At 59.9% G+C, this 24,620-nt stretch carries 19 protein-coding genes and 2 pseudogenes; 14 read left to right on the forward strand and 7 right to left on the reverse strand.

Annotation, left to right across the window (positions count from 1 at the left end; translation table 11 throughout):
- The first annotated feature begins 103 nt into the window (after positions 1–103).
- Both GWE18_RS24910 and GWE18_RS24915 read left to right on the forward strand, forming a co-directional pair.
- Positions 104–2,518 carry a phosphoketolase family protein gene (locus GWE18_RS24910; RefSeq protein WP_275188338.1) on the forward strand — a complete coding sequence of 805 codons (2,415 nt, stop codon included), beginning with the start codon at positions 104–106 and terminating at the stop codon, positions 2,516–2,518.
- Between the two features lie 35 nt (positions 2,519–2,553).
- The gene (locus GWE18_RS24915) at positions 2,554–3,759 is read left to right on the forward strand and encodes an acetate/propionate family kinase (protein WP_275188339.1); all 1,206 of its coding nucleotides are present in this window, start codon (positions 2,554–2,556) and stop codon (positions 3,757–3,759) included.
- Positions 3,760–4,243: 484 nt separating this feature from the next.
- Here the strand turns inward: GWE18_RS24915 and GWE18_RS24920 are convergent, their stop codons facing one another.
- A complete protein-coding gene (locus GWE18_RS24920) occupies positions 4,244–4,975 on the reverse strand; it encodes a CBS domain-containing protein (RefSeq protein ID WP_275188340.1) in 732 nt (243 codons plus the stop codon).
- 164 nt (positions 4,976–5,139) lie between these two features.
- Between GWE18_RS24920 and GWE18_RS24925 the strand changes: the two genes are divergently transcribed.
- Complete coding sequence (locus tag GWE18_RS24925) at positions 5,140–5,862, forward strand: CBS domain-containing protein (RefSeq protein WP_275188341.1); 723 nt, start codon at positions 5,140–5,142, stop codon at positions 5,860–5,862.
- A 213-nt stretch (positions 5,863–6,075) separates the two neighbouring features.
- Here GWE18_RS24925 and GWE18_RS24930 read toward each other — a convergent pair whose 3' ends face one another.
- Positions 6,076–6,372: a c-type cytochrome gene (locus GWE18_RS24930; RefSeq protein ID WP_275188428.1), complete on the reverse strand. Its 297-nt coding sequence runs from the start codon at positions 6,370–6,372 to the stop codon at positions 6,076–6,078.
- A gap of 385 nt (positions 6,373–6,757) precedes the next feature.
- Here GWE18_RS24930 and GWE18_RS24935 point away from each other — a divergent pair, with 385 nt between their 5' ends.
- On the forward strand, positions 6,758–7,339 hold the full coding sequence (locus tag GWE18_RS24935) for an adenylate kinase (protein WP_275188342.1): 582 nt from the start codon (positions 6,758–6,760) through the stop codon (positions 7,337–7,339).
- Positions 7,340–7,400: 61 nt separating this feature from the next.
- Here the strand turns inward: GWE18_RS24935 and GWE18_RS24940 are convergent, their stop codons facing one another.
- Positions 7,401–7,769: a hypothetical protein gene (locus GWE18_RS24940; RefSeq protein ID WP_275188343.1), complete on the reverse strand. Its 369-nt coding sequence runs from the start codon at positions 7,767–7,769 to the stop codon at positions 7,401–7,403.
- Positions 7,770–7,836: 67 nt separating this feature from the next.
- Here GWE18_RS24940 and GWE18_RS24945 point away from each other — a divergent pair, with 67 nt between their 5' ends.
- The 10 genes and pseudogenes from GWE18_RS24945 to GWE18_RS24990 all read left to right on the forward strand — a co-directional run.
- A complete protein-coding gene (locus GWE18_RS24945) occupies positions 7,837–8,136 on the forward strand; it encodes a DUF485 domain-containing protein (protein WP_275188344.1) in 300 nt (99 codons plus the stop codon).
- A gap of 5 nt (positions 8,137–8,141) precedes the next feature.
- Entirely contained in the window at positions 8,142–9,836 is a 1,695-nt protein-coding gene (locus GWE18_RS24950) for a cation acetate symporter (RefSeq protein ID WP_275188345.1), read from the forward strand.
- 83 nt (positions 9,837–9,919) lie between these two features.
- Positions 9,920–11,863, forward strand: a complete 1,944-nt coding sequence (gene acs / locus GWE18_RS24955) for an acetate--CoA ligase (protein ID WP_275188346.1) — start codon at positions 9,920–9,922, stop codon at positions 11,861–11,863.
- A gap of 105 nt (positions 11,864–11,968) precedes the next feature.
- Positions 11,969–13,771: a putative nucleotidyltransferase substrate binding domain-containing protein gene (locus GWE18_RS24960; protein ID WP_275188347.1), complete on the forward strand. Its 1,803-nt coding sequence runs from the start codon at positions 11,969–11,971 to the stop codon at positions 13,769–13,771.
- Positions 13,731–14,447 (forward strand): 3'-5' exonuclease, encoded by a 717-nt coding sequence (locus tag GWE18_RS24965; protein ID WP_275188348.1) that lies wholly within the window; start codon positions 13,731–13,733, stop codon positions 14,445–14,447. The genes GWE18_RS24960 and GWE18_RS24965 overlap by 41 nt, the downstream gene beginning before the upstream one ends.
- A 111-nt stretch (positions 14,448–14,558) precedes the next feature.
- Positions 14,559–15,911: an oxygen-independent coproporphyrinogen III oxidase gene (gene hemN, locus GWE18_RS24970; RefSeq protein WP_275188349.1), complete on the forward strand. Its 1,353-nt coding sequence runs from the start codon at positions 14,559–14,561 to the stop codon at positions 15,909–15,911.
- Between the two features lie 943 nt (positions 15,912–16,854).
- Complete coding sequence (locus GWE18_RS24975) at positions 16,855–17,262, forward strand: EF-hand domain-containing protein (RefSeq protein WP_275188350.1); 408 nt, start codon at positions 16,855–16,857, stop codon at positions 17,260–17,262.
- 213 nt (positions 17,263–17,475) lie between these two features.
- Positions 17,476–17,928 (forward strand): pyridoxamine 5'-phosphate oxidase family protein, encoded by a 453-nt coding sequence (locus GWE18_RS24980; protein ID WP_275188351.1) that lies wholly within the window; start codon positions 17,476–17,478, stop codon positions 17,926–17,928.
- Between the two features lie 283 nt (positions 17,929–18,211).
- Positions 18,212–18,775 (forward strand): hemerythrin domain-containing protein, encoded by a 564-nt coding sequence (locus tag GWE18_RS24985; RefSeq protein ID WP_275188352.1) that lies wholly within the window; start codon positions 18,212–18,214, stop codon positions 18,773–18,775.
- A gap of 211 nt (positions 18,776–18,986) precedes the next feature.
- Positions 18,987–19,082, forward strand: a pseudogene (locus GWE18_RS24990) (cytochrome c family protein); the annotation flags it as partial.
- A 166-nt stretch (positions 19,083–19,248) separates the two neighbouring features.
- On the opposite strand, the gene adh reads toward GWE18_RS24990, so the two are convergent.
- The 4 genes and pseudogenes from adh to GWE18_RS25010 all read right to left on the reverse strand — a co-directional run bounded on the left by adh (position 19,249) and on the right by GWE18_RS25010 (position 24,619).
- On the reverse strand, positions 19,249–20,766 hold the full coding sequence (gene adh / locus GWE18_RS24995; RefSeq protein ID WP_275188353.1) for an aldehyde dehydrogenase: 1,518 nt from the start codon (positions 20,764–20,766) through the stop codon (positions 19,249–19,251).
- A gap of 183 nt (positions 20,767–20,949) precedes the next feature.
- Positions 20,950–21,930 (reverse strand): GAF domain-containing protein, encoded by a 981-nt coding sequence (locus GWE18_RS25000; RefSeq protein ID WP_275188429.1) that lies wholly within the window; start codon positions 21,928–21,930, stop codon positions 20,950–20,952.
- A gap of 353 nt (positions 21,931–22,283) precedes the next feature.
- Positions 22,284–22,427 (reverse strand): annotated as a pseudogene (gene ccoS / locus GWE18_RS25005) (cbb3-type cytochrome oxidase assembly protein CcoS); the annotation flags it as partial.
- Positions 22,427–24,619, reverse strand: coding sequence for a heavy metal translocating P-type ATPase (locus GWE18_RS25010; protein WP_275188354.1), 2,193 nt, complete (start codon positions 24,617–24,619; stop codon positions 22,427–22,429). The gene GWE18_RS25010 and the pseudogene ccoS, both read right to left, overlap by 1 nt.
- Position 24,620: the final 1 nt, after the last annotated feature.

The raw sequence follows: 24,620 nt of genomic DNA on the forward strand, positions 1-24,620 counted from the left end.
CCCCGCATAGACCATCAATGCGGACCTTTTTGACTGGCGGGACGGATCGATTGGCCTTCGATCCGGTTGATACGGAGGCCGTCCCGGAGGGATCGAGATGGGAATGACAAGAGCGAACGATGAGCTGCCGAATATCGATGACCTGAACTTGCTGGACCGCTACTGGCGCGCCGCCAACTATCTGTCGGTCGGTCAGATTTATCTGCTTGATAATCCGCTGCTGAAGGAACCGCTGCGGCCAGAGCACATCAAACCGCGCCTGCTGGGACATTGGGGGACGACACCTGGGCTAAACTTCATCTACGCTCACCTCAATCGTGCGATCCGTGCCCTGGATCTCAATGTCATTTACGTTTGCGGGCCCGGCCATGGCGGCCCTGGCGTCGTCGCCAATGCCTATCTGGAAGGCTCCTACGGCGAGATCTATCCCGATGTCAGTCGGGATACCGATGGTCTGCGACGTCTGTTCCGGCAGTTCTCCTTCCCGGGCGGCATCCCCAGTCACGTCGCCCCGGAGACGCCGGGGTCGATCCACGAGGGTGGCGAACTCGGTTACGCGCTGGTGCACGCCTATGGCGCAGCTTTCGACAACCCCGACCTTATCGTTGCCTGCGTGGTGGGTGACGGCGAAGCCGAAACCGGGCCGCTCGCGGCCTCATGGCATTCCAACAAGTTTCTGAGCCCCGTCCATGACGGCGCGGTTCTGCCGATCCTTCATCTTAACGGCTATAAGATCGCCAACCCGACCGTGCTCGGCCGGATGGACGACGACGAGATCCGTCAGCTCTTTGCCGGCTATGGTCACGAACCCCTGTTCGTGGAAGGTGACGCGCCCGGGCTGATGCATCGGCAGATGGCCGAGGTACTGAATCGGGCCATCGAGAGCATTCGTTCGGTCCAGCGAAACGCGCGCAACGGACGTACGACGAGCGACCGCCCAAAATGGCCGATGATCGTGCTCCGCAGTGCTAAGGGTTGGACCGGCCCCAAGGAAGTCGATGGGTTAAAGGTCGAAGGGTTCTGGCGCGCCCATCAGGTTCCGATCGCCAATCCACGCGAAAATCCCCAGCATCTTGAACTCCTCGAGCGATGGATGCGCAGCTACCAGCCCGAGACCTTGTTCGACGACACTGGCCGCCTCCTCCCTGAATTACAGGCGCTTGCGCCAACCGGAGAGCGACGAATGGGCGCCAATCCCCATACTAACGGCGGATTGTTGAAACGCGACCTGAAGCTGCCGAACTTTCAGGACTATGCGGTTGATGTGCCCCGGTCCGGTGGCGTCAATGCCGAGGCGACGCGCTTGATGGGGCGCTTCCTTCGCGACGTAGTGCGCCTGAACGCTGAGGCGCGGAACTTCAGGATCATGGGGCCGGATGAAACCGCATCAAATCGTCTCGATGCGGTGTTCGAGGCAACCGAGCGGGTATGGATGGAGGGGACTGAGCCTTATGATGTTCATCTCGCCCAAGACGGCCGGGTGATGGAGGTGCTGAGCGAGCACCTCTGCCAGGGTTGGCTTGAGGGATATCTGCTCACCGGCCGGCACGGCCTTTTCTCCTGCTACGAGGCTTTCATCCACATCGTGGACTCTATGTTCAACCAGCACGCCAAATGGTTGAAAGTTTCGCGCAGCCTGCCATGGCGACGCCCGATCGCCTCGCTCAACTATCTCCTGACGTCGCACGTCTGGCAGCAGGATCACAACGGCTTCAGTCATCAGGATCCGGGTTTTGTCGACCTCGTCACCAACAAGAAGGCCGACATTGTACGCGTTTACTTTCCACCTGACGCCAATACCCTGCTCTGGATCACCGACCATTGCCTGCGGACCTATGACAGGATCAACGTGATTGTCGCCGGCAAACAGGCCTCGCCGCAGTGGCTGACTATGCAGCAGGCAGCGACGCATTGCGACGCGGGCATCGGAATCTGGAGATGGGCCGGTAGCGAAACCGAAGGCTCCGAGCCGGATGTCGTGATGGCCTGTGCCGGCGACGTTCCGACGCTCGAAACGCTGGCTGCGGTAGACTTGCTTCGAAAATCCCTGCCCGAGCTGAAAATCCGCGTTGTCAACGTGGTCGATCTCATGACGCTGCAGCCGAACGAGCAGCATCCGCACGGCCTTAGCGAGCGCGATTTCGATGGCATCTTCACCCGCGACAGGCCGGTGATTTTTGCCTATCACGGCTATCCCTACCTTATCCACCGCCTGACCTATAATCGGACCAACCACGCCGGAATGCACGTCCGCGGCTTTAAGGAAGAAGGCACCACGACAACACCGTTCGACATGGTGGTGCTGAACGAGCTTGACCGGTTTCATCTGGCGATCGAGGTCATCGAACGCGTTCCCGGCCTCGGCATCGCTGCTGCCCATATCAAGCAGCAGTTTCGCGATGCATTGATCGAACATTCGCACTACGTCCGCGAACACGGCGAAGACATGCCGCAAGTTCGTAACTGGGTCTGGCCAAGCAGCGCGGCTGGGCAAGCTTCGGCCCCAGGCGGGGACTGACGATTGCCTCGCCTGCCATGTCAGGAATATCGATGATGTGCGACGCAGTCTTGGTCCTGAATGCCGGCTCCTCCAGCATCAAATTTGGATTGTTCGATATTTCGAGGACTGAGCCGCGCTTGCTCTGCAAAAGTCTGCTCGACGAACACGGGACCAAGCCAGGCTTCACCGTGACCGACGCCGCCGGTAATCACTTGTTCGAGAGGCGAGGCGCACCAGCCGACAATAACGGCGATACCCTGCTCGCCGATATCCTGAATTGGAGCAATGACTATCTCGCCGGCGGCACGTTAGCCGCCGTCGGGCATCGCGTCGTTCACGGCGGACGCGATTTCGACGGTCCAGCCGAAGTCACCGACAACACCATCGACGCGATGGCCGCCCTGACGCCGCTTGCGCCTTTGCACCAGCCGCGCTGCTTGTCGCCGATGCGGGCCATCAGGTCGCTGCAGCCCGGCCTCACACAAATTGCCTGCTTCGACACCGCTTTCCATCATGCCCTCGTGCCACCCGTCAGCCGCTTTGCTATCCCGAGGCGATTCGAAGAGATGGGCATCCGCCGCTACGGCTTTCACGGACTTTCCTTTGAATTCATCGCCAACTGCTTGGCCAAGACCTCGTCGAACCTGGCCGGCATGCGCACCGTAGCGGCGCATCTCGGCAACGGAGCCAGCCTTTGCGCTATGCGCAACGGCCGAAGCCTCGATACCACCATGGGCCTCACTCCGCTTGACGGATTGATGATGGGCACGCGCGGTGGCACCATCGATCCTGGCGTGCTGCTGTACCTTCAGCAGCGCGGCATGTCACTCAATGAACTTGAGCGGGTGCTTTATCAGGAATCCGGATTGCTTGGCGTCTCCGGCCTTTCCGCCGACATGCGTGTCTTGCTCGCCAGCGATGATCCGCGAGCTGCCGAGGCTATCGAGCTATTCACGTTTCGCGTCGCTAGGGACGTCGCCGCGATGGCCAGCACATTGGGCGGTCTGGAATGCCTGGTTTTCACTGGCGGTGTCGGCGAGCACAGCGCCGAGATAAGGCAGCAAATATGCGAACGGTTGCAATGGCTGGGAGTGCAGGTCAACCGTTCGGCGAATGATCAGGCGAGCGAATGCATCAGCGCTGCGAACAGCAGGGTGGATGTCCGCGTCATTCCTACGAGCGAGGAAACCATGATTGCCCGCCATTGCTCGGAGATGTTGCGCCCGCCGCATCAGAATACTCACAGGTCGCCCATCTAGGCATTTGATTGATGTAGGACAAGCTTGTTCGCCGCGGCTTTCGTTAATCTCAGTCTGCGTAAGGGAAGTTGGCGGCTGTAGGTTCGGAGCCGACGTCCCTGGACGCTCGATTTGCGGATGCCCTCCGACTCTGCGAGTCTGGGGGTGTACGCGTGCCTCATTTCCTATCCCTGAGAGTGACCAATGCAGTCCTATTATTTTGACATGAAGGACGGAGCACCGATCAGGATCGGTCGGGGCTCTTGGACTCGAGCACAGCAAGACACCTGCGCGTCGGCTTAGCCACCATCAACCGGCCAAAGACGAACATCTCTGTATCGTTGTCCTGAACAGAACCGCACCCAGGTGCAGCGCTTGTCTCCAACTCGCTTCTAAGCAATTTGACCTTACATAATTTTTGATCCCCGCGACCATTTCGTAAAAGTTCTTCCGCGCGGTCACGCAACATCTCGCTCACTATAATTACCTCGTCCCCGTCACTGCATTAGCTGGCCTTTGACCAACCCTCATCTTCCGGCGAGCGGAATGAAATCCCGGACACGGTGTCGAGAAAGTAGAGATGGTCGTGAACCAGCTTGACGCCGGCAACGTTCTCAGCCGCCACGATCGTCGCTTGACGAAAGCGCTCGTCAGTGATCATGCCGCTTAGGTTAACAATTCCGTCCCGCACGGCGACCCCAAGCTGGGCCGGTTGCCATTCGTTTTTCTCGATTGACGAGATCACGCGCTTGCGAATGTGATCGTCATCGGCAGTTGGATCCGGGACATCCCGAGCAAGACTTGCGACGGCTCGTAGCAGGTCCGAACGCGTCACAATCCCGACTAGCTTGTCCGCGCGAACAACGAGCAAACGCTTTACATTCTGACGTCCCATCAATCCTACGAGTTCATCAAGTGGCATGTCTTCCGTCGCGGTGAAGAGAGCGTCCCGTGTCATGATCTCGCCCACCTTGCGGCCGCTCTCGCGCACGAACTCCACGGCAGATTTTCCCGGCCCCATCAGGAAGTCCAGCCACCGAATGCACGGCCCTTGCGTGCCGATTTCACTGCGGCGCATGAAATCGCTTTCAGAGATAATTCCGAGAAGCCCGCCCGTGTCGTCGACCACCGGAAGGCCGCTGACATGATGTTGCAGCATCAGCCTTGCAGCTTCGATGATAGGTGTATCGACCTTTACCGATATCACCTTGCGGGTCATGACCTGATGCGCGCGCATTTCGATGCCTCCTGTTCCAATCGGAATGCTATTCGAGATGCGCATCTCACGATTGATACACGTCAAGGAGACCACCAGGCCGCCGCTTAAAGTTGAGCGAGATCAACATCCTTTGGAGCGATAGCGGTAAGATCAGAAAATACTGATACTGAAGGAGATCTCTCATGCGAGCTCACCAGATTATGACGAAGGACGTGATTACCGTCACTCCGTACACGACGATCGTGGATGCAGCAAACATCATGCTGCGTTGCCATATCAGCGGCCTCCCAGTGTTGGATTCCGATGGGACGCTGCTGGGTATCGTGTCTCAGAGCGATTTCCTTCATCGCAAAGAGATTGACACCGAGCGCAAGCGGCCGAACTGGCTTGAAATATTCGTCGGTCCCGGTCGGGTCGCTGGTGACTTCGTCCATGAACATGGACGCAAGGTAGAGGACGTGATGACGCGCGATCCGATTATGGTGGAAGACAATGCGCCTCTTGACGAACTCGTGCGTCTTATGGAGAAACACGACATCAAGCGGCTACCCGTGATGCGCGCCAAATCGCTCGTCGGCATTGTCACGCGATCGAATATCCTTCAAGCCGTCGCCAGTATGGCACGCGAGATTCCAGATCCTACCACCGATGATGACCATATCCGCAACCGCATCACTCGGGAGGTCTACGCGACCAATTGGCGGCCGATTGGATTCCAGGTCACGGTCCGGCATGGGGTCGCGCATTTGCATGGGCTCGTTATCGATGAGCACTCGCGACGAGCGGCGATTGTTGCAGCGGAGAATACCGCCGGGGTCAAGGAGGTCCATGACCATCTCTGTTTCGTCGATAGTTATTCGGGCTTTTACATGGAATCGCCAGAGGACATGAAGGCAGCAAGTTAAGCGATAAGGTTATCGACCAAGCACGAGCATGCCGGTGGTTGGACTGCTTACCCACCATAGTTGGCTTTCGGAAATCGGACTTGCGCCAGGTGAATGCATGACCTTTTCTCGGCTTCGGCTGCGTGTTCGGTCCAGCGCAGCTAAGTCAGTCGAAACGGAACCGTTAGTCTCGGCGCGATTGAGAACATGGCGCGGGGTGGCGCTGGATGCGCCTCACTTTCGTAGCGATCCGATATAGGCGGCGATATCGCCTGCTTCGTTTCGGCTGAGCGGATAGTTCGGCATCTTGGGATGCGGCTCTAGCAGAAAGAACGCCAGTTTCTCTGCGCTGAAATCCGATCTCTGAGCTAATGCGGCGAACGGGGGGACATCTGCGCTTGCCTGCTTCTGATCACTGCTGACGACGTGACAGGAAGCGCACCAACGTTTTGCGAGTTCCGCACCATGATCCGCATCGGCCCCCATCGCCGGCGATAGGGTCAAACCGATCATAACAGCTATAAGAAGCATGCCCTGGTCCGGATTGATTCGCCTGGGGCAAATTCGTTGGATGTACAGAAGAAACGATTGGTATCGCAATCCTCTCATTCGATCACCTCTTGGGTCCGTACGGCGTCGTTCGTCAGGTCACGTCGACGAACCTTTTGATATCGCTCAATGCGGCGTTTAGCGAGGGCAATAATGTCACTAACGTCACCGCCGAACTGCCCAGAGAGGGTGCCGACCGCTCGACGCGGGCAGCTCAGGAGTTGGCAGGAGCCCCGGCGATTTTCGTTTGGGGCTCCAACTAGGCTTGGCCCGTTCGGCCGCGGCGCCCGGCCACGATGGTCAATTCGACGCCCTTTTTGAGCCAGTGAAGTTCAGTTACCGCGATCGAGGGAGGAGACAATACAAAATGAGGATTGTTCTATTGGGACCGCCCGGGTCCGGGAAGGGAACTCAGGCGACACGATTGGCTCAACGGTTAGGAATTCCGGAATTGTCCACCGGCGATATGCTGCGCGCCGCCGTGTCGGCAGAAACTCCGATTGGGAGAAAAGCCAAGGCGATGATGGAACGTGGTGAGCTTGTACCGGACGAGCTTGTAGTGGCCGTAGTAGCTGAGCGCATTCTTCGGCCTGATGCGAAGAACGGATTCATACTCGACGGATTTCCTCGCACCATTGCTCAGGCCGCGGCGCTTGATGACATCCTGCTGACGAACGGGCTCAATCTCGACTGCGTGGTTGAGTTGAAGGTGGATGAAGAAGTCTTGTTAGGTCGCATTCTCAATCGAGCAAAAGAAGCCACGACTAACGGACAGACTGCAAGAGTGGACGACACGGAAGGCGCATTGAGAATCCGCCTGGATGAATACCGCAGGCAAACTGCACCGCTCGCCGACTATTATCGAGCGAAGGGAATTCTCAAGAGCATCGACGGCTTACAACCAGTAAATAAGGTAGCGACCTCGCTCTTCGAAGCGCTCGTCGCATGAACGCGACAGATTCACGTTGAAACGGGAGGCTCTGATGTCAGTAGACGCCAGCGCCGACAATCTACAGTTGGCCGTGCGACATGCGCTGTTGACGACGCGGGCTACAGCGGTTTGCCCTTTCCATCCGAACGTGACTATACGCATCGGTGACGATGCCGCCGAGACCCATGCCTTTTATCGTGCCAGAAATCTCGTCAAGAGCGACGGCACTGGGTGGGATCATGCAGTTCTGATGGAAGAGATTGCGCGACAACTTGCCGATGCAGCTGACCGCGTGTGCCCCGAATGTGTGAGGCCGTGCGATCCGCCGATAGACCGCAAACGGCACGTCGTGAGGTGGTGATGCGCCCAATGTCTCCTTGTAGCGGGCATCAAGAAATGCCGGATCGGCTCTCCTGTATCCGAGCCATGTGAAGATCGATTGATCCACATCAAGCTGTCGTGCCCGTTCCTTCTCTATGGTCTTCCAAAATCCGCGAATTTTCGGGAGGACCAAGATGGATGGAAACAGCCACGAAAAGATCAAACAGGATCCCAACTACCAGGAGCTGGTGCGCCGACGGTCGTCCCTCGGTTGGACGCTGTCGCTGATCATGTTGGTCATCTACTTCGGCTTCATCCTGCTGGTCGCCTATGCGCCAAAATTCCTTGGCATCCGGCTGGGCGCGGGCGTGACAACCATCGGTATTCCGATCGGCCTGTTCGTCATTGTGTCGGCGTTCGTGCTCACGGGCATCTATGTCAGCAAGGCCAATTCCGCATACGACACCCTGATCCGTCGAATCATCGAGAGATAGCGGCCATGAAAAAGCTCTCCTTTGTACTCGCGATAGCAATGTTTGCCAGCCTGCCCACGCTCGCGCTTGCGGCCGGGGCCATCGACGGCGGCACCAAGCAGTCGTTAAATTCAGTCGCCATCGGCATGTTCGTCGCCTTCGTCGCCCTAACCCTCGGCATCACTTATTGGGCAGCAAAACAGACAGCTTCGGCCGCGGATTTCTACTCTGCCGGCGGCGGCATCACCGGTTTCCAGAACGGCCTCGCGATCGCGGGAGATTACATGTCGGCGGCCTCGTTCCTCGGCATCTCGGGCCTGGTTTATACCTCCGGATACGATGGCCTCATCTACTCGGTAGGATGGCTGGTCGGCTGGCCCATCGTCACGTTTCTGATCGCCGAGCAGCTACGTAATCTTGGCAAGTTCACATTTGCTGACGTTACCTCGTTCCGGCTCGGGCAGACCGAGATCCGTATTCTCGCAGCCTGCGGCTCGCTGGTCACCGTCGCCTTCTACCTGATCGCGCAGATGGTCGGCGCCGGCAAGTTGATCCAGCTGCTGTTCGGTCTTGACTATTGGATGGCCGTCGTCCTGGTCGGCGGCCTGATGATGATCTACGTGACATTCGGCGGCATGAAAGCAACGACCTGGGTACAGATCATCAAGGCCGTGCTGCTGTTGTTGGGTGCAACATTCATGGCCGGCGCGGTCCTGTACAAATTCGGCTTCAGCCCCGAAGCGCTGTTTGCCAAGGCAACGGAGGTGCATCCCAAGAAGACGGCGATCATGGAGCCGGGTAGCCTGATCTCCAATCCGCTGTCGGCGATCTCCCTAGGCTTGGCCCTAATGTTCGGTACGGCGGGGCTCCCACACATCTTGATGCGCTTCTTCACGGTGAAGGACGCCAAAGCTGCGCGCAAGTCCGTGTTTTATGCGACCGGCTTCATCGGCTACTTCTATATCCTGACCTTCATCATCGGCTTCGGCGCCATCGTGCTGGTCTCGACTGATACGGCCTTTCTTGATGCGAGCATTCTGGAAAAGACCAAGAGCGGGATCGCAGCTATCAAGGGCGGCTCAAATATGGCGGCGATACATCTTGCCGACGCCGTTGGCGGCAACGTGTTCCTCGGCTTCATCTCAGCCGTGGCGTTCGCCACCATCCTCGCGGTGGTATCGGGCCTGGCGCTCGCTGGTGCCTCGTCGATCAGCCATGACATCTACGCTATGGTGATCAAGGGCGGGACGGCCGATGAGCAGGACGAAATCCGTGTCTCGAAGATTGCGACACTGTTCCTGGGCGTGCTGGCGATCATCCTGGGCATCATCTTCGAGAACCAGAATGTCGCCTTCATGGTCGGACTTGCCTTCGCAATCGCAGCGTCATGCAATTTCCCCGTGCTGGTCATGTCGATCTTCTGGAAAGGTCTGACCACGCGGGGGGCAATGATCGGCGGTTTCCTCGGTTTGATCAGCGCCGTCGTTGGCGTCATCCTGTCACCGGCCGTGTGGGAAGCAACGCTCGGCAACCCCAAGGGGTCGGCGCCCGTCCCGCTCGATAATCCGGCGCTGTTCTCGATCACCCTCGCATTTGCCGGCATTTGGCTGTTTTCGGTCTTGGACCGCAGCGCCCGGGCGAGGGCCGACCGCAGCGGATTCGACGCGCAATATGTGCGCTGCCAGACCGGCATTGGCGCGGCCGGGGCTGTCACGCACTGAAGCCGCGCTTCGGGTACGTCAGCCCGGCTGCTTGAGCTGAGATATTGCAAACGGGCTTGTCCCGACAACGCAGGGAGCGGAAGATGTCGGAAATGCTCTACAAGGTTCCTGAAGACTGGCCGGCGCGGGCCCATGTCGATGATGCCAAGTATCGTGACATGTACGCCCAGTCAGTGCGCGAGCCGGAAGGCTTCTGGGGCGACCACGGCAAGCGCATCGATTGGATCAAGCCCTATACGCGGGTGAAGCGCACGTCATTTGCGCCTGGCAATGTCTCGATCGAATGGTTCGCCGACGGCACCACCAATGCCTCACTCAACTGCATCGACCGCCATCTGGCCAAGCGCGCCGACCAGGTCGCCATCATTTGGGAAGGTGACGATCCCAAGGAGTCCAGAAGCATCACCTATCGGCAGCTGCACGATGACGTATGTCGCTTTGCCAATGTGCTGAAAGCACACGGCGTCAAGAAAGGCGACACGGTCACGATCTATCTGCCCATGATTCCCGAGGCCGCCTACGCGATGCTCGCCTGCGCCCGGATCGGCGCGGTGCACTCAATTGTCTTTGGCGGCTTCTCACCGGAAGCGCTAGCCGGCCGCATCGAGGGCGGCAACTCCAAGATACTGATCACGGCGGACGAGGGCCTGCGCGCCGGCAAGAAGGTGCCGCTTAAGGTCAATGCCGACGAGGCCGCCAACAAAATTCCAGGCGCCGTCGCGGCGATCATCGTGGTCAAGCGCACCGGCGGGCAAGTGCAGATGATTTCCGGGCGCGATTTCTGGTATCATGAGGAAGCGGCCAAGGTCACCGCCGAATGCAAGGCTCAGGAGATGAAGGCCGAAGACCCATTGTTCATCCTCTACACATCGGGCTCAACCGGCAAGCCCAAGGGCGTGTTGCATTCCACGGGCGGCTATCTGGTCTTTGCCTCGATGACGCATCAATACGTCTTCGACTATCACGATGGCGATATCTACTGGTGCACGGCCGATGTCGGCTGGGTGACGGGGCACAGCTACATCGTCTATGGGCCGCTCGCCAACGGCGCGACGACCCTGATGTTCGAAGGTGTTCCGACCTATCCCTCGATCTCGCGCTTCTGGGATGTCGTCGATAAGCACAAGGTCAATATTTTCTATACCGCGCCGACTGCCATCCGCTCGCTCATGGCAGCGGGCGAGGAGCCGGTGAAGGGAACCAGCCGCAAGACGCTGAAACTGCTCGGTTCGGTCGGCGAGCCGATCAATCCCGAGGCCTGGGAATGGTATCACCGCGTCGTCGGCGAGGGACGCTGCCCGATTGTTGACACCTGGTGGCAGACCGAGACCGGCGGTATTCTGATTACGCCGCTGCCTGGCGCAACGGACTTGAAGCCCGGCTCGGCTGGACGCCCCTTCTTCGGCTTGCGGCCCGAGATCGTCGATTCCGCCGGTCATGTGCTCGAAGGCGCCTGCGAAGGCAATCTGGTGATTGCCGATTCCTGGCCCGGCCAGATGCGTACGGTCTATGGCGACCACAAACGTTTTGAGGAAACCTACTTTTCGACTTATCCCAACAAGTACTTCACCGGCGACGGCTGCAGGCGCGACGGCGACGGCTATTACTGGATTACTGGTCGGGTCGACGACGTCATCAACGTGTCGGGCCATCGTATGGGCACGGCGGAGGTCGAGAGCGCACTCGTTGCACACGAGAGCGTCTCGGAGGCGGCCGTCGTTGGCTACGCGCACGACCTTAAGGGCCAGGGTATCTATGCCTACGTGACCCTGATGGCGGGGAAAACACCGTCCGATGCGCTGCGCAAGGAGTTGGTGGCCCACGTCCGCAAGGAGATCGGCCCGATCGCGTCGCCGGACGTCATTCAGTTCGCGCCCGGCCTGCCGAAGACGCGATCGGGCAAGATCATGCGACGCATCCTGCGCAAGGTCGCCGAAAGCGAGTTCGGCAGCCTCGGTGACACTTCCACCCTTGCGGATCCCAGCGTGGTCCACGATCTGATTGAGAGCCGCAAGGCCAACCCGTAGGCGGGCAGCGGCTGCGTGGGCACGCCACGGTTGGCGAGCGCCGCGTTAGCGGCGGCGATACCGCACCCAATTCCCGGCTCGCCGGGATCTGGTCGGGGAATGTCAATGCCCAACGTCTTCGATGCCACCAACCCGCCTTTCGACCGCTTGACATCGCAGGAGGTCGAGACCCTGCGTGCGGCACTGGACATCGCTTACTTTCGCCCGGGCGAAACCATCATCGCGCAGAATGCGCCCGCCAGCGAACTGTTCGTGGTCATCAAGGGCACCGTCGAAGAGCGCGACGGCGCCGATCTGCAGGCGCTGCTCGGCCCCAAGGACAGTTTCGACAGCCGCGCCCTCGTTCACGGCAAAAGCGGCCACGCATTCGTGGCGCGTGAGGAGACGCTCTGCTACACCTGTCCCAAACACGTGACCCTCGGGTTGATCCAGAGCAATCCGCGGTTTGCCTCGTTCTTCTACCGCGAGATTTCGCACAAGCTGGATGAGCTCGCCCGCGACGAAGAGGAGCGGCGCTACGGCTCGCTGATGCGCGCGCGGGTCTCCGAGCTGTTTCTGCATCCTCCCGTATTCATCAACGCCAGCGATACCATCGAAGCCGCCGGCCACCTGATGCGCGAGATCGGCAGCAATGCCCTGTTCGTTCGTGACGGCGAACGGATCGGCATAATCACCGGCATGAACCTGTCCAAGGCGGTGGTGCTGCGACGCCAGCGGATCGAAACGCCCGTGCGTGAGTTTGCACATTTTGAGGTCGTTACGCTAAGGCCGGATGATTTCGTGTCCTCGGCCCTCGTGCTGATGACCAAACACAATAAACGCCGCCTCGCGGTACACGACGGCGAGCGCTATGTCGGCATTCTGGAAGATATCGACCTGCTGGGGTTTCTCGCCGGCAGTGCGCAGATCGTCGCCGGCCGCATTGATCGCGCCTCAAGCGAAGATGAGTTGGCAGTTGCCGCTCGCGAGATCTCCGCGCAGGTGCGCACGCTGCGCCGCCAAGGGGTCCGGGTTGAGGTAATTGGTGAGGTCGTCTCCGATCTCAATCGGCGCCTGCTGTCCAGGCTATTCGAAATGGTCGCGCCCAGCGAGATCCGCACAAGCGGCTGTCTCGTCGTCATGGGGAGCGAAGGCCGCGGCGAGCAGACGGTGCGCACCGATCAGGACAACGGCCTGATCCTGGCTGGCCCGGTCGACAAGGCGACGTTGGACACCTTCCGGACCGATTTTTCAACCGCGTTGGCCGACTTCGGTTTCCCGCCCTGCCCTGGCAACGTGATGGTGCGCAACTCAGCCTGGTCAAAGCCGTTCTCCGATTATCTCGCGGATTTCCGTCGCTGGGTGGCCCTGCCCGACGAAAGCGCCCACATGAATGTGGCCATCTTCTACGACGCGTGCGCCGTCGCTGGTGACGAACGGCTGCTGACCAAGGCCAAGACAACGTTGATCGACCTGATACATGGCGAGCAGGCTTATCTTGCTCATTTCGCGCGCGCTGTGGACGCTTTTCCTACACCGATCGGTCTGTTTAACAAGCTAATTACGTCCGAGGGTAAGGGCGACGCGCTGGACCTCAAGAAGGGTGGTATTTTTCCGATCGTTCATGGCATCCGCAGTCTCGCGATCGAGCATGGCTTGCTGGAGACTGCCACCGACAAGCGCATCGCGCGACTACGCGACATCGGTGTGCTGCAAGCCAGCTTCGCCCGCGAACTGAGCCAGACATTCCAGTTCCTGTTGATGCTCAGACTGGACGGGCAGCTGGCGGCATCGGCCGGCACCTCCGGAACGCTCGTGCGGCCATCATCGCTTTCCAGTATGGAACGCGACCTGCTGCGCGACGCCTTTCAGGTAGTGAAACAGTTTCGTGAGCTCGTTCGACACCACTTCAACCTCGGCATGTTCTGACGTGATCCCCCGCGCGCTCAAACGCCTTTTCCATCAAGCCTCGATCAGCGATCAGTCGTACCGGTTCATGTTTAAGCCGGGACCGGCTGATGAGGCTGTCGCGATCGATTGCGAGACGACAGGGCTGAATGTACGCACCGACGACGTCATCACAATTGCAGCGATCAAAATTCGGGGCAACCGGATACTGACCAGCGAGCGTTTCCAGGCGGTCCTGCGCCCCGACGCCCTCATGCAGGCCGAAGCGATCAAGGTGCATCGCCAGCGCCAGATCGACGTCGCGCAGGGTTCGCTGATCTGGACGACGCTCCCGGCGTTTCTGCATTTCATCGGTGGACGTCCGTTGGTCGGGTATTATGTCGATTTCGATATCGCCATGCTAGACAAGTACATCCTTACCCTCATTGGAATCGAGTTACCCAACCCACGCATCGAGATCTCCAAACTTTACTACGAACGCAAGTATGGCGATGCGCCACCAAACACGACCATCGATCTGTCGTTTGCCGCGATCCTCAAAGATCTCGGCATCCCGGCTCTCGCCCAACACGACGCCTTCAACGACGCACTGATGTCGGCAATGATGTATGTTGAATTGCGTGACATGAAAGACCGAGGCGTGCGCATCGCGCGCCCCCGCACCAGGGGCGCCATCTTCAATCCGATGGGCGGGTAGACGATCCCGCGAGGTCCGCCATCCGCTTTCGTTCTTGAGGTTGAGATAGCGCAAAGTTCTGTCCGGCTACATGCGGCTATTCTACCGCCCACCGACGCAAAGGGCGAGAATATGCGAGCGGAACTTGCGACATGCTACGGTCAGGAGCGCCTGCCGCGTTACACCAGCTATCCCACCGCCCCGCATTTTTCGTCGGCTGTCAACGAGAATGCTTATCGCAATTGGCTTGAAGCCCTCGGCCCCCGCCGGTCGATGTCGCTGTATCTGCACGTCCCATTCTGTCGCTCCATGTGCTGGTACTGCGGTTGCCACACATCCGTCACCCGACGGAACGAGCCGATTGCGGTGTACGCTGCGGCCCTTCGCAGCGAAGCTCAGTTGGTAGCAGATGGCCTTCGGCATCGCGCGCGGGTCACGCACATTCACTTCGGCGGCGGAACTCCTACAATCATGTCGCCCGAACTCTTCGTGGATCTGATCGGCGCGCTGCGGCATTCCTACTTCGTCGTCCCGGAGGCCGAAATCGCCGTCGAGATCGATCCCCGGACCCTGAGCGAGCCGATGACGCAGGCTTTGGGCTACTGCGGCGTCACTCGCGCCAGCCTCGGCGTTCAGAGCTTCGATCCGAAGGTGCAGCGCGCCATCAACCGTGTTCAGAGCTTCGAACAGACGGCGACCGCTGTACGCCGGCTCCGGCAGGTCGGAGTACGCGGAATCAATTTCGATCTAATCTATGGACTTCCACATCAGACGGTGGATTCGTGCCTGTCGACAGTGGCACGCTGCGTTGAATTGCGCCCCGATCGATTCTCCGTCTTCGGATATGCTCATGTACCTTCGTTCAAGAAGCATCAGCGCAAGATCGACGAGGCCGTCCTTCCCGACAGCCTGGAGCGTCATTTGCAGTCCGAGGCAATCGCCGACGCGCTCGAATCTGCCGGGTATGTCCGCATCGGATTGGATCACTTCGCCTTGCCGACCGACGGCATGGTCCTCGCGCAGCGAGAGGGGCGGCTCAGAAGGAATTTTCAGGGCTACACCGACGATGGCAGCGACGTCCTCATCGGCCTCGGCGCCAGCGCGATAGGAAGTCTGCCGCAAGGCTTCGTTCAGAACGCCGTCCCGACACGCGACTATCTGCAGCGCATTGCGGAAGGTCGTTTGGCCACAGTGAAGGGCTATTCTTTTACCGAGGACGACAGATTTCGCGCCGACATCATCGAGCGGATCATGTGCGATTTCGCCGTTGATCTTCGTCGCGTATCGCACAGCCACGGCCGAAATCCGGAAGCTGCCGTGGTTGACCAAGATCGGTTCGGGCGACTGCTGGATGACGGTGTGGTCAGCATGGAGAGCGACGTCCTGAAGGTAAACGAGGAGACAAGGTTTCTGGTGCGCAGCGTGGCGTCGACCTTCGACGCGCACCTGGCGCGCACCCCCGGCGCACACAGTCGAGCCGTTTGAGGTTCGAGCTTTTGCGTACAATGCCCCTTCAAAAAGCTCCAACCGATGAGATCTGGCGACAATTATCCGAGGGCTGCCGTTCGTTGCGTCGGCGACACCTCGAAGACGAACCGGCTGACGTTCGCACACTCCGCGCAGCGGTAAACATGCCGCTCGTATCCGTCTTCACGGTCAGGACTGTGTGGCTCGATGCGCGTTAGGCGCATGGTGCGGCCAGCGCAGTTCGGGCATTTCCGATGATCAAAATCCGAAGGCATAGCGATGCTTCCTCCCTCCATCAGGCGTCGCAGGGCACCTGTCTAAACTGGCCTCGAGTGGACTTGTGGCCGGGCTCTGACGAATTCGTCACGATGCTGAGCGTAGCCACCACTGTTAAGGCCCGCCGATTATAGCCGCCGATCGAAGCGTGGATGGACATAAGGGAACCACAACATATCTGCCGAGTTCTCGTGCGTGAAGTCGCTGGACCTCAGCAAGCTCTCCCTTCCTGTCTCCTCGCCGCGACGCTTTCTTTTTGGTTGAGGGTCACGATAGAAGGAAGACGCGCCGCCTTCCTTGTCGAGGCGCAAACTTCGAAGCATTTTTCGTGAACGGTGCCGGACCAAGCCCCGACAACTTCGCCCTAGCCTAAACTGCCGGCCGCGGGTCGACCCGCCGACACCCATCGGTCGGTGTCAAGAGTCCGATCGCCCTTTTTGATCCAAGTCAATGAGATTCGGTGTTGAGTGGGATAGATTTTACGGCTCTGGAAATCTGCTTTGTCTTGTCATGGTGAGTGGATGGCTGTGGGAGGCAACGGTTGCGGGCCTCTGCGGAAGGCTTACCTTGCTGATGCTGAGCAAGGCCAAGCGGCGGCTGCCCTGGATGAAACCGAGACCAGAGGATCGATATCAGTCGTGCGGAATTAATCGGATGGGGGACGTGTTTTCGGAGGAGGTTCGATATGTACACGCGCGTTCTAGGACTCACGACATCTGCTCTCATTCTGGCGTATGGTGCCGTCGGTGCGATTGCACAGGACCGAATGACGTCTCAGCCAGGTCAGCAAAAAGAACAATCCCATCCCATGGGCCACGAAGGGGCCGGCACGATTGGGCAAGGAGGTACGATGGGAGGAGGCATGATGGGCCGCGGCATGATGGGTGGGGGCGCTATGGGGCCTCCGATTATGTTGCGTATGATGTTCGCTCTGATGGACGGCGATGGCGACGGGACCATCTCATTGACGGAGTTTCAGGTGGCTCACGAGCGAATTTTCAAGGCGATGGACAGCAACAAGGATGGACGGCTCACGCAGGAGGAGATGCAAGCGTTTATGCACGGGACTAGGAGATCGGTTCCGCAGCAGTAGGAAGCTCGGTCGATCCCTTCCACGCCGCCGAACTCTGCCGCTGAAGCGGAACGCCGCATGACGTTTCGGTCGAGGTCTTTCTGACAAGAACCTTCCACAAAGTGCGAAGACTGGCACTGATGGCAAGTGCCACTCAAGTAACGTTGAGATTCCTCAAAGGCGCCCATTCGATCGGTGCTAGGATTGCAATTGTTGCTGACGTGGAGGCGATCGATGGATGAGTTATTCCGGCGGAAAATTCTTGCGCTCCTGGATCAACACCGCACCATGAGAATTGCGACGCTCCGGCCGGACGGGTGGCCGCAGGTCACCACTGTGGGATATGCAAACGACGGCTTTGCGATCTATTTCCTATGCGGCCCAGATAGCCAGAAAGCGTCGAATCTGGCGCGCGACGACCGCGTGTCACTGGCCATCGATGACGATCCCACGCAGGTGATGGACATCACTGGACTATCCATGGCGGCGCGGGCAAACGTCGTGGCCGACCCTGCCGAAGCCGAAAAGGCCATAGGGCTCCTGATGTCGCGGTACCCGGACCAAAAGGGGGTCGACCTACCGATACCGAAACCTTCCGAAGTCCGCATCTTCCGCCTGACACCGACAGTCATCTCTGTGCTCGACTACTCCAAGGGATTTGGGCACACCGACCTCGTCGCCTGCTGAAGACACTTCCGGGGCACCGATCGAGCCGAGCTCGTCATTGACTGCGGCTACCGCACAGGAACTTTGGACCAATTGATGGTAGCCAGGTCAGCAGTCAGCGCGGGCTCTGCGAGCGCGGCCAAACCGATGAGCAGCGCGCGCGTCCGAACCATCTCAAGGAGTGGCTCGTCGCCCGCCACCAGCCTACTGCGCCGCAAAGAGGCCCGGGTTTGATCTAGCACAAATGCTGAGATCGGTTTTCAGGTTAGTTTATTGGCTTCTCAATAGTTCATCGGAGGCTGTGATGATCATTGAGCGTTTATCCCGAGAGCATCGCAATATTGAGATGCTGCTCGCTGTCCTTGAGCACGAACTAGAGATTTTCGATCGCGGTGACCGTCCCGACTACGAGGTTGTTCGCGGGATTATCAGCTATTTCGAACTTTATCCGGAGGTGTACCATCATCCCCAGGAAGACTTGGTCTTTGCCAAGCTAAGAATTCGTGATCCCGCTGCGGCTGCAAAGGTCGGCAACCTCGCGCTTGAGCACCAAAAAGGGGCTGAGCGTTTGCGCCGCGTCGTTCAGGCGGTCGACAGTGTACTCGCGGATCGTGAAATCCTTCGGCAAAATGTGGGTCACATCGTTCGCGATTTCATAGAGTACGAGCGGCGTCACATCATGATGGAAGATCGTGATTTCTTTCCTGCCGCCCTTAAGGCTTTAGAGCCTCAGGATTGGACGGAGATCGCCTCGGCGCTGACCAGCCATGAGGATCCACTGTTTAGCGAGGCGGCCGAAGAGACGTTCGACGCGCTGCGAGCGCGCATCTTGCAGTTGGAGCAAGAGGCTGAAGCCGAACGACACTAGTCGAGCTTTCATCCACACTGTGCGATGCACGGCTCTTTCTGAATCTACTTCGCGATCTTGAGCCCTTCGGATCGCCTCGTTTCCACTCGAGTTGGCAATCAGGGCTGTCGGAATCGCCATTGGTGTCCAAAGCAAGTGCTGGAGCGAGGGCGTGCGAGCGCCGGCCGTCTCTCGCGGAGCGCCCTCCATGAGGTCGACGACCGCCGGCGGCACCAAGACGATCTATGTCGGATTGAAGGACAAGCAGAAGACCAACGATCTGATCGCATTCCTCAAACAGTTCGACACTGACGGAAAGAAGAAGTAGCTGCTCCCACGCCTCACAAACTGGCTTGCAGTCGCGGGAGCGGCGGCGCCATCTTAACACAAATCCGCAAGTGCCGCATCGCAAATTCGATAAGTGAAGCGATTTCGTGGAGGAGGACACGGGCGGAAGCCTTCGCTTCCATCCCGCGCCGCCACCTGCATAGGGCTCAGAAGAAGCCGAGCTTCTTCGCACTATAGCTGACCAGAAGATTCTTGGTCTGCTGATAGTGGTCGAGCATCATCTTGTGAGTCTCGCGACCGATGCCCGACTGTTTGTAGCCGCCGAACGCTGCATGGGCTGGATAGGCATGGTAGCAATTGGTCCAGACCCGCCCGGCCTGGATCGCGCGCCCAAACCGGTAGCAGCGATTGGCGTCGCGGCTCCAGACGCCTGCGCCTAGACCGTACAGCGTGTCGTTGGCAATCGCCAGCGCCTCATCATCGGTCTTGAAGGTCGTCACCGACACCACGGGACCGAAGATCTCCTCCTGGAAGATCCGCATCTTATTGTTGCCGTGGAATACGGTCGGCTGGATGTAGAAGCCGCCGGCGAGATCGCCGCCGAGGTCGGCGCGAGCTCCGCCTGTCAGCAGTTGGGCGCCCTCCTGCTTTCCGATGTCGATATAGGAAAGAATTTTTTCCATCTGCTCGTTCGAAGCTTGGGCACCGATCATGGTGGCGGGATTGCGCGGGTCGCCCTGCTTGATCGCGGCGACGCGGTTCAGTGCGCGTGCCATGAAGCGCTCATAGATCGATTCATGGACGAGCGCCCGGCTCGGACACGTGCAGACCTCACCCTGGTTCAGCGCGAACATGACAAAGCCTTCAATCGCTTTGTCGAAGAAATCGTCATCCTCGGCGGTGACATCCTGGAAGAAGATGTTCGGCGATTTGCCGCCCAGTTCGAGCGTGACCGGAATAAGGTTCTGGCTGGCATATTGCATGATCAGCCGCCCTGTCGAGGTCTCGCCGGTGAAGGCGATCTTGGAGATCCGCGGGCTCGATGCCAGCGGCTTGCCGGCCTCGAGGCCAAAGCCGTTGACGATATTGAGGACTCCCGGCGGCAAGAGATCGCCGACCAGTTCGATCCAGACCATAATGGAGGCCGGCGTCTGTTCGGCCGGCTTCAGCACGACGCAATTGCCCGCCGCCAGCGCCGGCGCCATCTTCCAGCACGCCATCAGCAGCGGGAAGTTCCAGGGAATGATCTGGCCGACCACGCCGAGCGGCTCGTGGAAGTGATAAGCTACGGTGTCCTGATCGATTTCCGCGAGGCTGCCTTCCTGGCCGCGCACCACGCCGGCGAAATAGCGGAAGTGGTCGATTGCCAGCGGCAGGTCGGCGGCTCGGGTTTCGCGGATCGGCTTGCCGTTGTCCCAGGTTTCGGCGATCGCCAACTTTTCGAGATTGGCTTCCATCCGGTCCGCGATGCGGTTGAGGATAATGGCGCGTTCGACGACGCTGGTGCGACCCCAGGCGTCCTTGGCCGCGTGTGCCGCGTCGAGCGCGGCTTCAATGTCCTGTGCGTCGGAGCGCGCGATCTTGCAAACCACTTGACCGGTCACCGGCGAGGCATTGTCGAAATACTTGCCCGACCGGGGCGCGACCCACTTGCCGCCGATGAAATTGTCATAGCGCTCGGCGAAGGGATTTTTCGACGTCGTGAGAAATTCAGGCTTGTTCATGATTCACTCCCGCTGTTTGTGTTGCATCATTTCGCCGCTGTGCCGTTCGGGAAACCTGCAACCGAGTTGATCGATGCCTGCTTGCTACGGGGAGCGACGTCCTTCGACCATGTCGGGAAATCCGGCGGATGTCAGGTGGGGGGCTTGAGTTCGCCGCAGCGATCTGTCGCAAATCTGCGACAGTCATCGGTGGTGGCAATCAATTTCAGTCGAGTTGATTTCGAAACGCTTCAGCTTGCGATGAAGGGTGGCGCGACTGACGCCTAGCGTCTTAGCGGCGGCCGATACGTTTCCGTGGCTGCGCACCAGGGCGCGCTGCAGAACGCCGCGTTGAACATCGCCAAACTTGTCGCGAGTGGCGTCGCCCAGAAGATCGCCGGTAGGCGTCGGCTCTATCATACGATCTACCGCGATGCCCAGAGCCGCCCGCGCAGACCGCGTGGCGCCGATGACGAGATCGTCGGCGTCTACGGCCAGCAACCCGCCGCCATGGCCTTCGCTCGAGGGCGTCAGCACGATTCGGGCCTTACCAAATGCAGCGCGGAACAGATCGGCTTCGATACGCCGGGCGGCCTCCGTTGCGGCAAGCGCGATCAGGCTCGCGAAGGTATCGGTAAGGTCGGACCGGCAGGAGGAGACATCGAGCACGCCGGCGAGCCTAGCATGATGATCGTAGACCGGGACAGCGGTGCAGCTCAAAAGCGTGTTGCGGGTGAAGAAATGCTGATCGCGAGCGATGGTCAGCCCGCGCTGTTCGACCAGGCAGGTGCCAATGCCGTTGGTGCCCTCGTGCTCCTCGCTCCATCGCGAGCCGGTCCACAGCCCCCATGACTCAAATGTGGCATCGTCGGCTGGAGCACCGCGACGATCGACAGGTACGCCGTCGCGACCGGCCAACAGCACGCAGCAGCCGACGGCGCCTACGGCTTGATAAAGCCGGTCCATCGCAGACTGGGCAGCGCGAATTAACGGCCCAACTCTTTCGATCATCTGCTGCAGCTCGGGTTCCGTTAGCCGTAGGGGCGGCCGGGTGCCCGAAGGATCGAGCTGATGCAATCGGGAAGAGCGTCGCCAAGATGCAACCAACGCGGATTTTGCCGCCTGGCCGGCCCCGATCGCGGCCTGAACGCGGTCCGCGTGATGAGCGAGGCGATGTTCTTTCATCCCTCCCATGTCGTCCTCCGCCACGAAGGTTATCGGTATCCGGTATAGCGAATTTGATCTGGGTCAACCTGGGCGTCGGGACCTGATCCGAACCTTCAAAAGCAACGCGCGTCAGGCGCATGGTGCGGCCGACGCAGTTCGGGCATTTCCGATGATCGAAATCCTCGCGTCGGTCAGCTTCGGGCGATAGTGATGGGCGGTGGCAGAGCCGTCAGGCATTGCGATAAACCAGTCTGGATTCGGGACTATAGCGGACGACCCGACGCGGGGCACGCATCCGAAGATGCTGTTTCGACGCGTTCTCCGCTTAATAATGAAGCCATCAACTCACGCTCAGGGGCCGGGCTCCCTGAAGCAGGCTCGTCATCGGCAATCGCCCGCCAGCCTGCCCCTTCGAGGTCTTCGTATTGGCCGTTCTTGAGCGACCAGAGGAATCCCATCAGGCCGATGAGACCGAGCGCCAGCGCCAGAGGCACGAGAAATACCAGGACTTCCATCAATCGAACTCCGTCGCGCCGCGATGCGCGCGCAGCGCGTTCAAAATCACCAGCAGCGACGAACCCGACATCGCCGCGGCCGCAACCAATGGCGTTGCCAGACCTGCAATCGCGAGCGGCACGGCAAAGAGATTGTAGCCTGCGGCCAGCCACAGATTTTGCCGCATCAGGCGCAACGCCTTACGGGAGAAGCCGATCGCAGCGACGACGGGCGCGAGACGGTCGCCGAGGAACACCAGATCGGCGGTAGCCTGACTCAGGTGGGTGGCGCTGACCGGCGACATCGAGACGTGCGCCGCCGCCAGCGCCGGCGCATCGTTCATGCCATCGCCTACCATCAATACCTTGAAGCCCTGCTGCTTCAACTCATCGATGCGGGCAATCTTGCCGGCCGGCGTCACGCCGGCGCGCCATTCATGAATTCCAAGCGATTGCGCTGCGTGGCGTACGGCGGGCTCGCGATCGCCTGACAATATCTCGACCGCGATGCCGGCCTTGACGAGAGCAGCAATGGCGCCGGCTGCATCGGGACGCAGACGCTGACGCACCGCGAAGACGTGCCGCGTCTCGCCGTGACGGAAGGCGACGACAGAAGCTTCGGGATCCCGCCAAAGGATCTCGTTGGCGATCTGGTCCGCGCCGCAGAACGATGGCCTGCCCAGCCGGACTTCGAGCCCGTTGACGAAGCCACGCACGCCCTGGCCTGCGGTTTCCTCGATCCCGGACAACGGCGTCCTTGCCCCGGCCGCCCGCGCCACCGCGGCAGCGACGGGATGATGGCTGGCCAGCGCAAGCCGCCCGGCGAGTTCAAACACCTCTTGCGGAACATCAGCGGCATTCGAGACATCGAGCTCCGGCAAAGTCAGCGTACCGGTCTTGTCGAACACGACGCGGTCGACGACGGCCAGCCGCTCGATAGCGTCGCCGGAATTGAGCAGCACGCCGGTCTGGAACATGGCGCCCGATACCACGGTCTGCACCGCCGGGATCGCCAGTCCGAGCGCACAGGGGCAGGTGATGATGAGAACCGATATCGCGGTGACGATGGCGTCGTGCCAGGTCGCGCCGTAAGCCGCCCAGCCCAGCATGGTCAAGAGCGCCGCCGTATGCACGACGGGGGCATAGAGCCGCGACGCCCGGTCGGCGAGTTGCACGTATCGGGATCGCGCCTGCACGGCGTTGTCGAGCAGCCCGCTGATCTCCGCCAGCAGTGTGCCTTCGGACGCCGCTGCTACCCGCACCCGCAATGCGCCGGAAAGATTGAGCGTTCCCGCATAGACGGCGGTGCCCGGCTCCGCCTTCACCGGCAAGGTTTCTCCGGTGATCAGGCTCTGGTCGATTTTGGACTGTCCCTCGATCACGGAGCCGTCGACGGCGGATCGCTCGCCCGGGCGCAGCAGGACGATGTCGCCGGCCTGCACCGCAGCAATCGGAACGACGCTGATTTCGTCGGCGCCGACGAACTTCGTCGCGGTTTCCGCCTTCAGTGCGGCCAGGTTTCCAGCGACCGCGCGCGTCTTGCGGCGCATGTTCTGATCGAGGTAACGCCCGGCCAACAGGAAGGCGAGCAGCATCAGCGCCGCGTCGAAATAGGCATGTTCGGCGTGGTGTATCGTTTCCGCTACCGACATCGCGAGCGCCAGCACGATACCGATGCTGATTGGCACATCCATATTGGTGCTGCGTGCCCGCAACGCGCGCAAGGCGGACCTGAAGAACGGCTGCCCTGAATAGGCCACCGCGGGCAGAGCGATCAGCGCCGACAGCCAGTGGAAGAAATCGCGCTGTTCCGGAATCATATCGCTCACGTTGCCGGACCAAACGGGGATCGACAGCATCATCACGTTCATTGCACCAAAGGCGGCGACACCGAGGCAGCGCAGTAGGAAACTCGCCTGCTCGGTCTCCACCGCTTCGGCGCGAACCGGCTCGAACGGATAAGCCTTGTACCCAAGCTCGGCCAGTCGGTCGATGAAACGGGAGGGGTCGAGCGCGCCCTCCTTCCATTCCAACGCCACGCGGCGGTCGGTCAGGTTGACGCGCGCCAGCGTCACGTCCGGAAGCGCGGAGAGGCCGCGCTCGATCTTCGACATGCAGCCGGCGCAACTAACGCCCTCCACCGCCAGGTCGATATGCGACAGGCCCGATCCGAGATGGCGGACATAGTGTGAAAAGTCTCGCGTTGCTTGCATG

It is taken from the genome of Bradyrhizobium sp. CSA112 (assembly GCF_029051645.1).
Classification (GTDB): Bacteria; Pseudomonadota; Alphaproteobacteria; order Rhizobiales; family Xanthobacteraceae; genus Bradyrhizobium.

Bases quoted from the DNA above. Each gene is read 5' to 3' on its own strand.
- GWE18_RS24910 (WP_275188338.1), top strand. From the start codon at position 104: ATGACAAGAGCGAACGATGAGCTGCCGAATATCGATGACCTGAACTTG.
- GWE18_RS24915 (WP_275188339.1), top strand. From the start codon at position 2,554: ATGTGCGACGCAGTCTTGGTCCTGAATGCCGGCTCCTCCAGCATCAAA.
- GWE18_RS24920 (WP_275188340.1), bottom strand. From the start codon at position 4,975: ATGCGCGCGCATCAGGTCATGACCCGCAAGGTGATATCGGTAAAGGTC.
- GWE18_RS24925 (WP_275188341.1), top strand. From the start codon at position 5,140: ATGCGAGCTCACCAGATTATGACGAAGGACGTGATTACCGTCACTCCG.
- GWE18_RS24930 (WP_275188428.1), bottom strand. From the start codon at position 6,372: ATGCTTCTTATAGCTGTTATGATCGGTTTGACCCTATCGCCGGCGATG.
- GWE18_RS24935 (WP_275188342.1), top strand. From the start codon at position 6,758: ATGAGGATTGTTCTATTGGGACCGCCCGGGTCCGGGAAGGGAACTCAG.
- GWE18_RS24945 (WP_275188344.1), top strand. From the start codon at position 7,837: ATGGATGGAAACAGCCACGAAAAGATCAAACAGGATCCCAACTACCAG.
- GWE18_RS24950 (WP_275188345.1), top strand. From the start codon at position 8,142: ATGAAAAAGCTCTCCTTTGTACTCGCGATAGCAATGTTTGCCAGCCTG.
- acs (WP_275188346.1), top strand. From the start codon at position 9,920: ATGTCGGAAATGCTCTACAAGGTTCCTGAAGACTGGCCGGCGCGGGCC.
- GWE18_RS24960 (WP_275188347.1), top strand. From the start codon at position 11,969: ATGCCCAACGTCTTCGATGCCACCAACCCGCCTTTCGACCGCTTGACA.
- hemN (WP_275188349.1), top strand. From the start codon at position 14,559: ATGCGAGCGGAACTTGCGACATGCTACGGTCAGGAGCGCCTGCCGCGT.
- GWE18_RS24975 (WP_275188350.1), top strand. From the start codon at position 16,855: ATGTACACGCGCGTTCTAGGACTCACGACATCTGCTCTCATTCTGGCG.
- GWE18_RS24980 (WP_275188351.1), top strand. From the start codon at position 17,476: ATGGATGAGTTATTCCGGCGGAAAATTCTTGCGCTCCTGGATCAACAC.
- GWE18_RS24985 (WP_275188352.1), top strand. From the start codon at position 18,212: ATGATCATTGAGCGTTTATCCCGAGAGCATCGCAATATTGAGATGCTG.
- adh (WP_275188353.1), bottom strand. From the start codon at position 20,766: ATGAACAAGCCTGAATTTCTCACGACGTCGAAAAATCCCTTCGCCGAG.
- GWE18_RS25000 (WP_275188429.1), bottom strand. From the start codon at position 21,930: ATGAAAGAACATCGCCTCGCTCATCACGCGGACCGCGTTCAGGCCGCG.
- GWE18_RS25010 (WP_275188354.1), bottom strand. From the start codon at position 24,619: ATGCAAGCAACGCGAGACTTTTCACACTATGTCCGCCATCTCGGATCG.